A 13,516-nucleotide genomic window follows, 5' to 3' on the forward strand; every position below is an offset into this window, starting at 1 on the left:
CAACGATCGCTTGCAGGGCGGCGACGGCGACGACCTGATCTACGGCGAGGCGGGCGACGACGTGCTGGGCGGCGGCAACGGCAACGACCGCATCGGCGGCGGCGACGGAAACGACCTGATCTACGGCGATGCCGGCGACGACATCCTGGGCGGTCACGCCGGTGACGACAAGCTCTACGGCGGCGACGGCAACGACAAGCTCTATGGCGACGACGGCAACGACATGCTGTTCGGAGGCAACGGAGACGACTGGATCGAGGGCGGTGCCGGCGACGATCGCCTGTGGGGCGATGCCGGCGCCGACACCTTCGCGTTCGCTGCGAGCTCGGGCAAGGACACCATCATGGACTTCAATCCCCTGGTGGACCGGCTGGTGTTGAACGGCCAGCGCTTCACCATGCACGACACCCCGGAGGGACTTCAGCTCGACCTTTCCGGCGGAGGTGCCGTCGTGATCGCGACCATCCACGCCAGCAGCTTCAGCTCCGCCTGGATCGTCGGCTGAGCCTGGACCGCAGCCGAAGGACGACCTCCCGTCTCACCGCGGCGTGCGCGACGAAGAGCGCCGTGGCGCGCCGATACTCGCGCCGCCGGCGGGCGTGATCGAACTCCGACACCGGCCGTATCCGTTCGAGAAACGCGATGCGCTGCGACAGCGCGTGCACCGCCGCACCCCCGATGCGATCCGAATAACGGGCCGACACGTCTGCCAGCGCGGCCCTGACCTCGTCGTCGCGCGGCACCGTGTTGCTCGCCGCCGAGGGGGATCCGGTGCGGCTCACCGGAACCGTGTAGACGTAGAGAGCCTCGTCGACCATCCGGGTGACTGCACCTTCCAGGAGAAGCACGAGATAGAGCAGCAGATCCTCACTGGTCCGCAGACTTTCGTCGTAGGCGATGGTCCTGGCCCGAAGGAACTCACGCCTGACGAGCGGCTTCAGGTAGCCGTAATTGTACCGACTGCCCGGAGCCGTCGGAGCCAGCAGGCCCTCGATGGTGAGGGGGCCGGACGGCAGGCTCGGAAACAACGGGCCTGCCACCTCGCCGGTCACCGGGTCACGTTCCAGCAGATTGTCGAAGACGGCATCGGCGCCTTCGGCATGGGCGAGAAGGCGGGCGAGCCGATCGCGCCGCCAGGCGTCGTCCGCGTCCACGAGCCCGATCCATGTCCCGCTCGCAGCCGCCAGCGCGACGTTGCGGGCATGCGCCGGACCCCGGTTGCGAGGCAGCCGCACCATCCGAACGCGGGGCTCGCGACCGTAGGCGTCCGCCACCAGCGATGGCGTGCCGTCGGTCGACCCGTCGTCGACCACGATCAACTCCAGATCCCCGACGGTCTGCTCGAGAACGCTGTCGACGGCGCGGCCGAGACTGTCGACGGCATTGTAGACGGGGAGCACGACGCTCACCTGCGGGCGCGTGGCGGCGCTCATCGTGTTTGACCCGCGGGCGATCGGCCGGAGGTGAGTTGACCTTCCGACGACGAGTGGTCCGGCACGCTCCTGCGACCCGACAGATACCCTACGAGCGCTCCCTGCGCCCAATGAACCCGGCTCCGTGCACCGTCCAGATCTCCGGTCACGAAGCATAGAATTCCCCGACCGAGGGAGCGCCCGACTCCCGCCCCGAGATACGTGAGTCCAAAGCCGTGGACGCGCAACAGTCGGCCATACCCCTGCGAATAGACCCGAGCCCGTCTGGTCTGTGCCGAGGACGCATTCCTGATGTGGCAATGATGAACGACGAGGTCGCGGTCGTAGTCGACGCGGATACGATGAGCCAGACAGCGGAGCAGGAAGTCGGTCTCCTCCCCGGACTGATAGGGTGTGGCAGCCCCGACTCCGAGGGCCTCGTCGAAGCCCCCGACCGTCTCGAAGACGCGCCGCCTGCAGAACAGCGTGTTCGAATTGCCCGAGACGAAGACGTTGGAGCGATCGACCGGCCCGCTCTCCAGACGATGCGGGCTGACCGAATCCAATCCGTCGGATGCGACGGTTCGGCCGGTCAGGACCGCCGTCCTGTCGTCCGAGAACGCCCGCCTCACCCGCGCGACCACATGCGGCCCGTACCAGCAGTCGTCGTCCGGAAAGCCCACGACGATGCCGCGCGCATGTTGCAGCCCGATGTTTCTCGCTCTCGAGAGTCCCCTCGGGGCCTCCACACGACGGATGTCGAGATCACCTCGATAGGCGTCCGTGATCGGGGATATGTCGATCGCATCGTTCTGGTCGACGACGATCACCTCGAATTCCGGCTCGCTCTGACCTGCGAGCGAGTCGAGCAGACGCCGGAGCGTGTCCGCTCGACCCACCGTGCCGACGATCAAAGATAGAAATCGCGTGGCACCCTCCCCTTGCTGCCGCGGCGTCGTCGTCCCGGCCGACCATGGACGCGAGACGAGCCACCTTCCATTCACTCGAGACGAACCGCACGTCCTGCCGCTCGCCCGGATGCCCTTGGACTCCCCAGCGGGACGCCGCTCCTCAGCGCGTCGACCGCGCGCTGCCGCGATCGGGCGCCATCAGGTCCGTCCCGATCGCCCCGAGGAACAACCAGGAATCCACCAGATAACGACGCCAGAGCCGACGCGGCTCCGATCCCAGACGCCAAGCCCATTCCAGTCCGGCGCCGCGCATCCAGACCGGCGCACGTCGCTTCGTCCCGGCGACGAACTCCAGCCCGGCGCCGACCGGAAGGACGTAGCAGTCGCCCAGGCGATCCCGATGCCGATGGACCCAGACTTCCGACTTTGGTGCTCCGAGCCCCATGAACAGATGCGTCGTCCGGTGACCTCTGATCCTCCCGGTGAGCGTGCCCGAATACGCTCGGTCGCGGCCGAAGTCTCGGGGGGCCACCTCGATCACCACGGCATCGCTCTCGAACCCCCGCGCTCTCAGGATGTCGCGCAGACGATCGGCCGTCGTCGCATCGCCGACGACGAAGAACAGCCGCGCGTTGTCGGGATCGAGTACCGGAAGCAGCGCCGACACGAGATCGGATCCGGTCACGCGCGTCAGCTCGCGAGCGCCTCTCACCTTCGCATACATCAACACCGGCACGCCGTCGGCCGTGACGGCCCAGGCCCGATCGTAGGCGTCGCGGAAATCGTGGTCGCTCCTCAGCCGGACGACGTGATCGAGGTTCGCCGTCAGAATCGTGCGGGGCCCCGCGCCCGGCGCGATCTTCTCGCGGGCCAGCTTGTCCACGAGCTCGCTCTGCGTGTGCGACGAAAACGCTAGTCCAAACACCGCTTTCATGAATGTCTCCGCTGCCGTTGCGCCCCACTGCACATTCCGTCGTCCAGTCACTCGCCTCGCCGATCGGTCCCCGATCGCGATCGGTGCCGCGAATCCGCCCTGTGATCGCGCACGGGGGCGCGATGCGGCGCGCATGTGCTGTGCGCGCCGGTCAAGGCCCCTTCGGGCATTCCCGGTTCTTTCAAGGTCCTTCGAAGGTTCTTCGAACTCGGCTCGGCTCGGCCGCCGGTTCTCTCATCCCACGTCCGAGGGGACCGACCGACGCCTGGTCCCGTCCCGACACGCGTCCCGCCACACGGCAGGGCCTCTCGGCTTTCGACTTCGAACCACTGCGGGCCCCGATCGCCGCTGCCGCTCTCTTCGTTCCTTCACGTCGAGGGGCCATGGAGACCCGCCGCGGATTTCGCAGCTCCGTCGCCGCCCTCCGCCCCTCAGGTAAAGGCCGTTATCCAATCCTCGTTCCCGCCGATCCTGCTCGTTTCGAGACGTTCGTGACCTGCCGATGCGCGACCAGCGCGACGGGTCACGACGCCGCCGCCACCCGCCTCTGCAGTGAGCCCGTCGTCTCCACCCTCCTGGGCGATCCCGGTCCCGGATTCGCCAGGGGCATCTGCAAGACCCCGTAGACGAACCAAAGCAGCGACGCCGTCTTGATGCTCAGAAACGCGAAGCTGACGATCATGGTCAGCGAAAGATAGACGCAGGTCGCGTGGACGTACCGGATCTGCTCCGCGGTTCGATCCGCCGAGGTGAGGACGATCGCACCCCAGATCAGGGCGACGCCGAAGAGCGATTGGGTCAGCACCAGATATCCGATGCCGCTGTCGACCGACTCCGACAGGAGGATCGGATCGGCGGAGATCCCGAGGTACTCGTCGACCGAGAAGCGGCTCAACAGATGGACGGTATGCGCGATGCGGCCCGGGAAGTCGTCCGAACCCGCCTGGACGCCTCCGAGCGTGACGTAGAGGAACGCCACCGCCAGCACGCCCGGCAGATAGATCAGAGCGCTGTAGCGCGGCAGCAGACGTGCCAGAACGGCGATCACCACGATGAGCACCGACGACATCGCGGCGAGCCGGCTGTCAGAGCCGAGCATCGCCAGCAGCGTTCCTCCGACGAGGAACAGGATTTGCGACCGGGACAGATCCTCGTAGCGGGCGCAGACATAAGCGATGATCACGATGCAGTAGCTGCCCAGCGAGACCGGCTCGAGGAATATGGACGAGACCCGATGCAGATCGAGAAAGCTGAACAGCCGGGTGTCCGGCCGCACGGCATTGACGAACAGGTCCGAGTTCTTGTTCCAAAAGCTCTCCGCGTCGTAGCCGCGCGTGTTGATGTAGTACTCCTTGATCTTGAACACCGCCGAGTACGCGTCGGTCGCCAGAATTTCGAAGACCAACGCGGTCATGACGACGGCGTGCAGGGTCAAGACGACCTTGTTGAGGGATCTCCGGTCGAAGGTCATTCCGAGCACGACGAAGGTCGGAATGATCAGGACGTCGCGGAAGTATTTCGGATCGAATTCCTGCAGGGCCATGGAACGCCAGCACGCGACGGCCAGCAGGGCCGCGCCCAGCAGGTACCAGGGCAGCATCTGCGGGCGGTAGTTCGCGAGCGCGACCACGTGAGCGGCGAGCACCAACGCCATCTCGGCCGCGATCACGACGGCGGGTCCCAAGGAGGTGACGGTCCCGTTGACTACGGCGAGGCCGGCGTTGAAGCAGACCGCTGCGATCACCAGGAGTCCCGGCACGACCCGCAAGGGTCGACTCGTCGCGACGCCGGGCAGGAGGGACACGGCGCGATCGGTCATCCCCGCCCGCCCTCCTCACGCGCCGGCCGGGCCCGGCCTCGCTGCAGCATCGCGATCGCGAGCTCGTAGCTGTGGCGTTCCAGATGTGAACCGAGCATCGCTTTCGCGGACACGGCCATGTTCCGGGCGGCGACCGGATCCTCCCGAATCCGACGGAGCTGTGCGGCGGCGTGCCGGACCGATGGCTCCGCCCAACGGGCATCGTGAACCTGCTCGTAGTCCGGATGACCGTCACCGAACTCGACGAGACTGCATTCGACCGGGAAGCTCGTCTCCGGCCGGCAGAAGTCGACATTGCCGGACCAATCGGTCGCGAGCACCGGAACCTCCGCCATCATGGCTTCGGCGAGCGGCAGGCCGAAGCCCTCCGACCGATGCAAGGACGCGTAGACGTCCGCGGAGCGAAGCAGATCGTCGACCCGTCGCGCCTCCCAGGTCTCGTCGATCAGACTGATGTTCGGGGCATCGCCGATCTCGGCGAGCAGGCAGCCCTTGTCCTGGGGGTGGCGGTCGCCACGGCTCGACTTCAGAATCAGCTCGGCGGTGGGATCGTCGCCGAAGGCGGACCGAAAGGCCCGCACCAGCGCCACCGGATTCTTCCGCTCGAACGACGATCCGAAGTTGAAGATCTGGACGACTCGGAAGCGCCGTCCCGCGTCGGACCTGTCCGCTCGAGATCCCGGGGGCGCGGCCACCACCGGGTGCGGAACGACCAGCACCGGCTTGTCCGTGTAGCGTCCGATCGCCTCCTGGCAGAATCGGGACGGCACCAGGACGGCATGCACGAAGGGGAGCGCCGCGATCCACTCTCGCGGAAGAGCCTCGAGCTCCCACGCCCAGTAGCCGATATTGTAAGATCGGTAATAGGGGCGCAGGCCCGATCCGATCATGCCGAGCAGCAGCATCGGCGGGTTGAGATGATAGATGGAGAGGTCGGGGACGCGTACGCCCGCCGTTCCTGCCGGGACCGGGAGGTGGTCGTCGCTGTCGAACAAGCCCGCGACATTGGACCGCGACACCGCGTATCCGGCGCGCTCCACCGTCTCGATGCAGAGGCGCGCGGATTGTCCGATGCCGGACGCCGACGACAGCAGCCCGACGACGCGGACGGAGCGGACCGTGTCGATGTCGGGCGGCCGCGTCGGCCAGAACAGGCGCGGCAGGAGATTCCGACGGAAGGCACGAGCGGGACGGCGAAGCGCCCGCCGAACGTAGTGCATCCCCCGGAACGCGGGTTCGCTGGTCGGTGCGGTCGATGTCATCGGAGCCGCTTCGCCTCTGCGCATCCGAGCGAGGCCGGACGTCGGGGGTGGGAGGTGGTCACGTGCGCGCCCGTCGCGCCGACGGCTTGGCCTTGTTGATCACCGCACCGGCGACTCGCTCGCCGATGATCGCCGAGCGGCCGAGCGCCCGTTCGAGATCGTCGGTCACGGTTCGCCCGTGCTCGACCACGACGACGAGCGCGTCGAATATCGCCGCCGCGGCAGCCAGATCGATGTGGTCGAGCATCGCGGCTGTGTCGACGATCACGTAGTCGTAACTCTTCCGCAGTCGTTGAAGCAGGTGACGCACCTCGCGCATGGCCAGGAGGTCTGGCCCGATGTCGTCCGCCCGCTGGGGCAGGACGTGAAAGCCGAGAGGATGTTCCACGGCCCGCTCGAAGAACGGATCGTCGTCTGCGACCGGTACGGGAATCGGCCGTCTGGTCTCGGCGGTCTCGAGCGAGAGCGTCGGATTGAGCACATTGCCGTCGACCAGCAGAGTCCGATGTCCGGCTGCCGCCGTGACGATCGCCAGCCCCAGGGCCACGGTCGTCTTGCCGGTTCCCGCCTCGGCGGATGCCACCGCGATCAGATGACCTCCGCCGGTCGCCGAGACGCTCTCCTCGAGAGCGACCTTCACGCCTTTCAGCGTGTCGGCGGCGCGTCCGATGTCCGGATCTCTGACGCTGTATGCCTTGTCACCGTCGCTCCGATCCGCCCGGTCGCTGGACAGGTCCGCCGCCCGGCTCACCGGGCTGTCTCGCCCGGTCCTGAAGCGGGTGAGCGTGCCGATCCACCGCACTCCGAGCTCGTGCTCGAGTTGCTCCGGCCGGGTGATCGAGTGGTCGGCATATTCCTTCGCGAGTGCCCCGCCCATGCCGACCATGGCTCCGGCGACGCCGCCCAGGAACAACAGCAACGTGGATTTGGGTGAGCTCTTCTTCAGCGGCGGAACCGCGTCCGTCACGATCCGCGACTCCGTCACCGGAAGATACTGCTGCTGCAGGAAGTCGCTGACCCGGGAATAGCGGTTCTGCAGGAGGTCGTGGAGCTGGCTCAGCCGGGTGTGATTGGCCTCGAGCCGCCGCAGCTCCACCACGGTGGCGCGCGTCTCCTCCACCTTGGCGTTCAGCGTCGCTGCCCGGCTCGTCAGGCTCGCCAGGCGCAGCGTACCGCTCTCCACCGCTTGGCGGTCGGCGGCCTCCGCAAGTCGCACCTCGTCCCAAAATCGGCTGCGCAGGCTTGCGAGCGAAGGAGTGCGGCTCGAATCGGCTGGCGCGGCCTCACTCGTGCTCCCGGCCGAACCGGCGACCTGCGGCCCTGCCGGGTCGGCGGCCGCCGCGCCCGCGGAGAGAGGCGCGATCTCCTCGTATCGCCTCACGATCTCGCGGATCGCAGGGCTGTCGACCGACGCCAGGAGCGACGGCTCGGGAAGGCTCGATCCGTCGCCCTCGGCGGCATGGAGGCGTTGCGACCCCGCGAGGCGCGTCCTGGCCTCGGCGAGCTCGGCCTTCGCCGTCTCGAGGTCTCGTCGGAGCTCCGCGAGTTCGCGTTCATCGTCGGTGCGCCCGTCCGGGCCGAGGGCGATTCGATGCGCGTCCTTGTAGGCGGCGGACGCCGCAGCCGCGGCCTCCGCGTCGCGCCCGAGCGTCTCGATCCGCTGGCGCATCCACACGCTCGTCCGCTCGGCGTTCGCGAACCGCTGCCCGAGCTGATCGTCCACATAGGCCGCCGCGACCTCGTTGGCGATCGTCGCTGCCTTCTCGGGGTCCAGCGACGTGAACGCGATGGAGGTGACGAAGCTGTGCCCGACGCGCTTCACCGTCAGCATCTGCAGGAAGCTCGCGACGGCAGCACGCTTCTTGATCGTGTCGGAGGGCGTCGTGATCGACGTGCCGCCGGCCGCGGCGAGGAGGCGCGACACCCAGCCGGGTCCGCTTCCGATGAACTCGGGGTCCTGCCACAGGCCGAGCTTATCGACCACCACGCCGGCGATCTTCTCCGAGCGTATCGTCTCGACCTGGTTCTCGACGATCGCGGGGTCGATCAGCGCGTCCTGTGCCACCTCCGTCGGCGAGGGGGGCGTGCGCTTGGTGTCGGGGATCAATGCGGCGGTCGCCGTGTAGCGCGCCGGCGTCACGGCCAGATAGAGCGCGACCGCGGCGAGGGAGAGAGCCGTGACCAGCAGAACGAGGCGGAACCGACGTCGCATGATCGCGATCAGGTCGACGAGCGTCCAGTGCGGAGAGGGTGTCTCCCGTGGGGTCCAGCGATGTCCGGCGCGTCTCGTCTGCTCGGATGTGACATTGAGCACGTTCAGCATCGGCTTCCCTCGTTGTCGTACGCCGTCGACCCGACGGTTCGACGCTGCGGCGCGTCGGCACCGCGAGACGACGTCCACCGGGCGCAGGCGTCGGCCTGCGACCGTGCGCGGACGTGATCCGGCGACGTGCTACCGAAGAACCGAACTTCGGCCCCACGTCACTGTTCCACGGATCTGATCAGGAGGGATGACGATAGTGTGGCGCGCACCTACTCACAATTCGCGCATCTTGCACTCTCGATGGGCATTACACCTCGGGAGATGCGGGCGCGTTTGTTCCGACGCGCGGTCCGGCGCATGAGCCACATACCGTTCCGGCGACATCGGCGTGCCGGAGCGGAGCGCGCCGGCCCGTCTTCACGCCGAGAGTACGATGATCAGGACAATCCAGATAAGGACATTGAACAACAAGAATATCAGGAGAAGACCGCGACGCGACACGGGTCTATTTTTGCTGTCGCTCGATTTCTGCGCCGGCGTTCTCACGAGCCGTCCGAACGAACTGATCAGTTGAAGGAGCTCACGGCCGATCCTGGTCATTCCACTATTCCGATTGAGTTCAGCAGGCGGCTTCTATTCGGCCTCCGCATCGGAGTTGAAAACTTCGGGCCGCCGACCCTTGAGTGCAGTGCACAAATTCTCGATCTACGCTGCGCAAACGTTTAGGGCCGTGAAATACGACCAAGGACTTTCATCTCACAATGCTGTGACTCGCCATTTCTTATACAGAAGCTTCGACGCACACACAACGGTGTAATGATACGCGGTTTCCACATATTTTAACTAGTGTGGCCACATTTTGTACTTCGATTTTTATGAACTTTTTTTGTTCAAATGCTTTCCTTACTATCACACCTCGCGATTGCGGCACCTCCGGTCCACCCTCTGCGTTATTGCCTCGCTGCGTAGCGTGCGGCGCAACAATCCGGTCAGTGGATTCCGACCAGACGAGGAGAAGTCGCCGATGGCAGAACAGGACGTACTGTCGCATGACGCCCGGTCCCTGCAACTGACGAAAGACCGCGACGATCTCCGCAGAACCTTCCGGCGACACACCGCCACGCCGCTCGGTTTCGAACCGGTCGTTCAGCCGAGCGCCGGCACTGTCCCGTGCACGCAGCGCCCTTACCTGCAGCAGGAGCTCGCACTGAAGCGCTGCCTCGACGTGGTCGGGGCGGGGCTTCTGCTGATCGTGCTCGCGCCGGGATTTCTCGTGGTCGCGATCGCCATCAAGCTGTCTTCGCCGGGTCCGGTGTTCTTCCGCCAGCGCCGTTACGGATTCCGCAACGAAGAGTTCGAGATTCTGAAGTTTCGGACCATGTACGTGCACGTCGCGGACGAGACGGGCGTGCAGCAGACGACCAGCGGGGACGCGCGAGTCACGGCGATCGGGCGACTGCTTCGCCGGTCGAGCCTGGACGAGCTGCCTCAACTCTGGAACGTGCTCCGTGGCGACATGTCACTGGTCGGCCCGCGTCCTCACGTCCCCCGCATGCTCGCCGGCGGCGTTCTCTACGAGGAGCTCGTTCCCTATTACTTCGAACGGCACCGGATGAAGGCCGGCATCACCGGGCTCGCCCAGGTCAACGGCCTGCGGGGCAGCACCGAGGATCCGACCCTCGCGCGGGCCCGCGTCGATCAGGATTTGGAATACATCAAGTACTGGTCGCTCTGGCTGGACATCGTGATTCTCTGGCAGACGGCGCGACGAGAGTTCATCTCGGGCAGCGGTATCTGAGCTTTTGTTCAACGAACTGATCGTTCCGCCTGTTGCGCGGCCTTCGCGCAGATTCCGGACGTCGGCAGGCTCCGGTCGAGGCGCCGCCGCACAGCACCACGATTAGTACGCCACGATCCACGATCACGATTTCACGATGGAGACCTTCGGCATGACGATTCCCCGAAACGAGCCCAAGCCGGCGATCGTCCCGGTTCTGCTGTGTGGCGGAACCGGAACCCGGCTGTGGCCTCTGTCGCGCGATTCCTATCCCAAGCAGTTCATCGCGATGCGGGGCGAGCTGAGCCTGTTCCAGCAGACCGCGTTGCGGATCTCCGACCGACGCCTCTACCGGCGCCCCATCGTGGTGGTCAACGAGGATCATCGCTTCATCGCGGTGGATCAGCTGCGGGAGATCGACGTCTCGCCCGCGACCCTGGTCGTCGAGCCGGTCGGCCGCAACACTGCACCGGCGGCGGCGGTGGCGGCGCTCCATGCGTCCGAGCAGGACGGCGACGCGAAGCTGCTGCTTCTGCCCGCCGACCATGTGATCGACGACGAGGCCGCCTTCACGGCGGCGGTCGCCTCCGGCCTCGAAGCAGCGGGTTCCGGACGCATCGTTCTGTTCGGGATCGAGCCGAATTCGGCCGCCACCGGCTACGGCTATATCCGCCAGGACCAGCCGAGCGGCGCGGCGGCGTCCGGGGTCGCGGAGTTCGTCGAGAAGCCGGCCGCGGCAACCGCGGAGCGATACTTCGCATCGGGCGACTATCTGTGGAACAGCGGGATCGTGCTGGTCGCGGCCCGCCAGTTGCTCGCCGAGCTGGAGCGGCATGCACCGGACGTGGTGAATGCCGCCCGCGCCGCTCTCGTGGACGGCGAGCGCGATCTGGATTTCCTGCGGCTGGGGGCCGAGGCGTTCGGCCGCGCACCATCCATCTCGATCGACCATTCGGTCCTGGAAAAGAGCGAGCACGCCAGTGTGATTCGGGTTCGCTGCGGCTGGACCGATCTCGGCGCGTGGTCGGCCCTGTGGGAGATCGGCGATCGTGATGCGGCGGGCAATGTGATGGCCGGACAGGCGGTCTGCGACGACTCCCACAACTGTTACCTGCGAGGCGAGGGAATCCTGGTCGCGGCCGTGGGAGTGGAGGACATGATCGTCGTGGCCACCGAAGACGTCGTGCTCGTCACCCGCAAGGACAGCGACCAGAACATCAAGCGCTTGGTCGAGCGTCTCAAGCGGGAGCGGCATGCGTCGGCGTTCACGTCTCGCCGGGTCCACCGCCCGTGGGGCTACTACGAGTCGATCCAGCAAGGACCGCGATATCAGGTCAAGCGCATCACCGTGAAGCCCGGCGGGAAACTGTCGCTCCAGAAGCACTTTCATCGTGCCGAGCACTGGGTCGTCGTCAGCGGAACCGCGATCGTGACGCGCGACGCCGAGACCCTGCTGGTCCGCGAGAACGAGTCCATCTACCTGCCGCTGGGCTCCGTGCATCGGCTGGAGAACCCGGGCAAGCTCGACCTCGACCTGATCGAGGTGCAGTCCGGCGGCTATCTGGCCGAGGACGACATCGTTCGGATCGAGGACGTCTACGATCGGGTGTAGCGCGCCGACCGGGTCGGCGGGCCGGGCCGAACGCGAAACCACCGGACCCAGCGGCCGGACACGACGAGGAGACATGATGCTGGCCTACCACTGGAGCGTTCTCTGCACGATGCGGGCATCCAAGATGCGGGCCGCGCGGTGTCTCGTCGCACTCGTTCTCCTGGGCGCTCCGATGGCCTCGGCGGCGGAGTACCGGCTGGCGATCGGCGATACGCTGGAGACATCGGTGGTCGGGATCCCCGAGCTGCAGCAGCGCATCCAGGTCAATCGCGACGGAGAGATCTCGATTCCCCTCGGGGGTCAGGTCCGTGTCGACGGCCTGACCCTCGCCGAGGTGCGCGACCGGATCCGCAAGCTGCTCCCCAGCAAGGAGTTCCGACGGAGGAACGAAGCCGGGCGCGAGTATCCGGTGATCATCGCGCCGTCCGACATCGACGTGCGGATCGCCGAATACCGGCCGATCTACCTGACCGGCGACGTCTCCAAGCCGGGCGAGGTGCCCTACCGCCCGGGCCTCACCCTCCGCCAGGCGGTCTCGCTGGCGGGGGGCTACGACATCATGCGCTTCCGCATGAACAACCCGTTCCTCGAGCAGTCCGATCTCCGGGCGGAGTACAACTCGCTCTGGGCCGACTTCGCCAAGGAGCAGGTTCATGTCGCCCGCCTCAAGGCCGAGCTCGACGGAAAGACCGAGATCGACCGGACGGACCTGATCGACACGCCGCTGCCGTCCGCCGTCGCGGCACGGGTGCACGAGCTCGAGGCGGAAAAGCTCCGGACCCGGAGTTCCGATTTCGACAAGGAGAGGTCCTACCTGAAAGAGGCCGTAGCCAAGGAGGAGGGGCGGATCCGAATCCTGACCGAACAGCAGACGAAGGAAACCGCCGGCGTCGATGACGACAACGAAGAGTTCAAGCGCGTCCAGGATCTGCTGCAGCGGGGTAGCGTTCCCATCACCCGCGTCGTCGAGGCGAGGCGATCGCTGCTGCTCTCATCCACGCGTCAGCTCCAGACTGCCGCCCAGCTGGCGCAGGTCGACCGGGAGCGGGACGAGTTCTCGCGCAAGTCGACGAAGCTGGAAGACGATCGCCGGCTCGAACTGCTGAACGAGCTTCAGGAGGCGAACGTCAAGCTGTCCGGCATCCAGTTTCGCCTGAAGGCTCTCAGCGAGAAGCTCGTCTATGTGGGCATGGTGCGGTCCCAGCTGGTCCGCGGAACCGGCAGCAAGCCCCAACTGACGGTGTTCCGCAAGACCGAGAAGGGCGGTGTCGACAATCTCACGGTGACCGAGGATGCGGAGCTGTCGCCAGGCGATGTCGTCGAGGTGAGCCTGCAGTCGGATTTTCTCCCCGGCCTTCCGGCCCGATAGGACACACAATGGCCAATGGTCACGCTCTTCGCGTTTCGCGCTCTCCGGCTCGGCCGGACGTCTCCGCGCGATTCCCCACGCCCCGCCCTGCCCTCTCGCCGAACACCTACGCGTTCGAATCGCTGCCGCTGGTGAAGCCGACGGGCTTTCGCGAGTA

The 13,516-nt window shown here is 66.4% G+C and carries 11 protein-coding genes and 1 pseudogene; 5 read left to right on the top strand and 7 right to left on the bottom strand.

Features of this window, described 5'->3' with window-relative positions:
* Nucleotides 1-505, top strand: a 505-nt coding sequence (locus tag CH341_RS36240; protein WP_111420720.1) for a calcium-binding protein, incomplete at its 5' end; no start/stop codon positions are given.
* Here CH341_RS36240 and CH341_RS19855 read toward each other — a convergent pair.
* The 6 genes from CH341_RS19855 to CH341_RS19880 form a co-directional block, all read right to left on the bottom strand.
* Complete coding sequence (locus CH341_RS19855; RefSeq protein ID WP_170149725.1) at nucleotides 480-1,433, bottom strand: glycosyltransferase family 2 protein; 954 nt, start codon at nucleotides 1,431-1,433, stop codon at nucleotides 480-482. The two genes, CH341_RS36240 and CH341_RS19855, sit on opposite strands and share 26 nt — an antisense overlap.
* Entirely contained in the window at nucleotides 1,430-2,326 is an 897-nt protein-coding gene (locus CH341_RS19860) for a glycosyltransferase family 2 protein (protein ID WP_170149726.1), read from the bottom strand. The genes CH341_RS19855 and CH341_RS19860 overlap by 4 nt, the downstream gene beginning before the upstream one ends.
* A gap of 157 nt (nucleotides 2,327-2,483) precedes the next feature.
* Complete coding sequence (locus CH341_RS19865) at nucleotides 2,484-3,290, bottom strand: WecB/TagA/CpsF family glycosyltransferase (RefSeq protein ID WP_170149727.1); 807 nt, start codon at nucleotides 3,288-3,290, stop codon at nucleotides 2,484-2,486.
* A 490-nt stretch (nucleotides 3,291-3,780) separates the two neighbouring features.
* On the bottom strand, nucleotides 3,781-5,076 hold the full coding sequence (locus CH341_RS19870) for a polysaccharide biosynthesis protein GumE (RefSeq protein WP_111420724.1): 1,296 nt from the start codon (nucleotides 5,074-5,076) through the stop codon (nucleotides 3,781-3,783).
* Complete coding sequence (locus CH341_RS19875) at nucleotides 5,073-6,296, bottom strand: glycosyltransferase (protein WP_111420725.1); 1,224 nt, start codon at nucleotides 6,294-6,296, stop codon at nucleotides 5,073-5,075. The genes CH341_RS19870 and CH341_RS19875 overlap by 4 nt, the downstream gene beginning before the upstream one ends.
* Nucleotides 6,297-6,396: 100 nt before the next feature.
* Complete coding sequence (locus CH341_RS19880; protein ID WP_245431152.1) at nucleotides 6,397-8,061, bottom strand: nucleotide-binding protein; 1,665 nt, start codon at nucleotides 8,059-8,061, stop codon at nucleotides 6,397-6,399.
* A 19-nt stretch (nucleotides 8,062-8,080) separates the two neighbouring features.
* On the opposite strand from CH341_RS19880, the gene CH341_RS35970 reads away from it, so the two are divergent.
* On the top strand, nucleotides 8,081-8,464 hold the full coding sequence (locus tag CH341_RS35970; protein WP_245431153.1) for a hypothetical protein: 384 nt from the start codon (nucleotides 8,081-8,083) through the stop codon (nucleotides 8,462-8,464).
* On the opposite strand, the pseudogene CH341_RS36475 reads toward CH341_RS35970, so the two are convergent.
* Nucleotides 8,368-8,661: pseudogene (locus CH341_RS36475) on the bottom strand (Wzz/FepE/Etk N-terminal domain-containing protein); the annotation flags it as partial. The gene CH341_RS35970 and the pseudogene CH341_RS36475 overlap by 97 nt on opposite strands.
* A 964-nt stretch (nucleotides 8,662-9,625) precedes the next feature.
* On the opposite strand from CH341_RS36475, the gene CH341_RS19890 reads away from it, so the two are divergent.
* The 3 genes from CH341_RS19890 to CH341_RS19900 all read left to right on the top strand — a co-directional run bounded on the left by CH341_RS19890 (nucleotide 9,626) and on the right by CH341_RS19900 (nucleotide 13,359).
* The gene (locus CH341_RS19890) at nucleotides 9,626-10,399 is read left to right on the top strand and encodes an exopolysaccharide biosynthesis polyprenyl glycosylphosphotransferase (protein WP_111420728.1); all 774 of its coding nucleotides are present in this window, start codon (nucleotides 9,626-9,628) and stop codon (nucleotides 10,397-10,399) included.
* A gap of 151 nt (nucleotides 10,400-10,550) precedes the next feature.
* Complete coding sequence (locus CH341_RS19895; RefSeq protein ID WP_111420729.1) at nucleotides 10,551-11,990, top strand: mannose-1-phosphate guanylyltransferase/mannose-6-phosphate isomerase; 1,440 nt, start codon at nucleotides 10,551-10,553, stop codon at nucleotides 11,988-11,990.
* Between the two features lie 73 nt (nucleotides 11,991-12,063).
* Nucleotides 12,064-13,359, top strand: coding sequence for a polysaccharide biosynthesis/export family protein (locus CH341_RS19900; protein ID WP_245431154.1), 1,296 nt, complete (start codon nucleotides 12,064-12,066; stop codon nucleotides 13,357-13,359).
* The last annotated feature ends 157 nt before the right edge of the window (nucleotides 13,360-13,516 follow it).

It is taken from the genome of Rhodoplanes roseus (assembly GCF_003258865.1).
GTDB lineage: Bacteria > Pseudomonadota > Alphaproteobacteria > Rhizobiales > Xanthobacteraceae > Rhodoplanes > Rhodoplanes roseus.

What these genes read in the sequence shown, in the direction of transcription:
- CH341_RS19870 (WP_111420724.1), bottom strand. Translation starts at nt 5,076, where the DNA reads ATGACCGATCGCGCCGTGTCCCTCCTGCCCGGCGTCGCGACGAGTCGA.
- CH341_RS19900 (WP_245431154.1), top strand. Translation starts at nt 12,064, where the DNA reads ATGATGCTGGCCTACCACTGGAGCGTTCTCTGCACGATGCGGGCATCC.
- CH341_RS19875 (WP_111420725.1), bottom strand. Translation starts at nt 6,296, where the DNA reads ATGCACTACGTTCGGCGGGCGCTTCGCCGTCCCGCTCGTGCCTTCCGT.
- CH341_RS19890 (WP_111420728.1), top strand. Translation starts at nt 9,626, where the DNA reads ATGGCAGAACAGGACGTACTGTCGCATGACGCCCGGTCCCTGCAACTG.
- CH341_RS19895 (WP_111420729.1), top strand. Translation starts at nt 10,551, where the DNA reads ATGACGATTCCCCGAAACGAGCCCAAGCCGGCGATCGTCCCGGTTCTG.
- CH341_RS19855 (WP_170149725.1), bottom strand. Translation starts at nt 1,433, where the DNA reads ATGAGCGCCGCCACGCGCCCGCAGGTGAGCGTCGTGCTCCCCGTCTAC.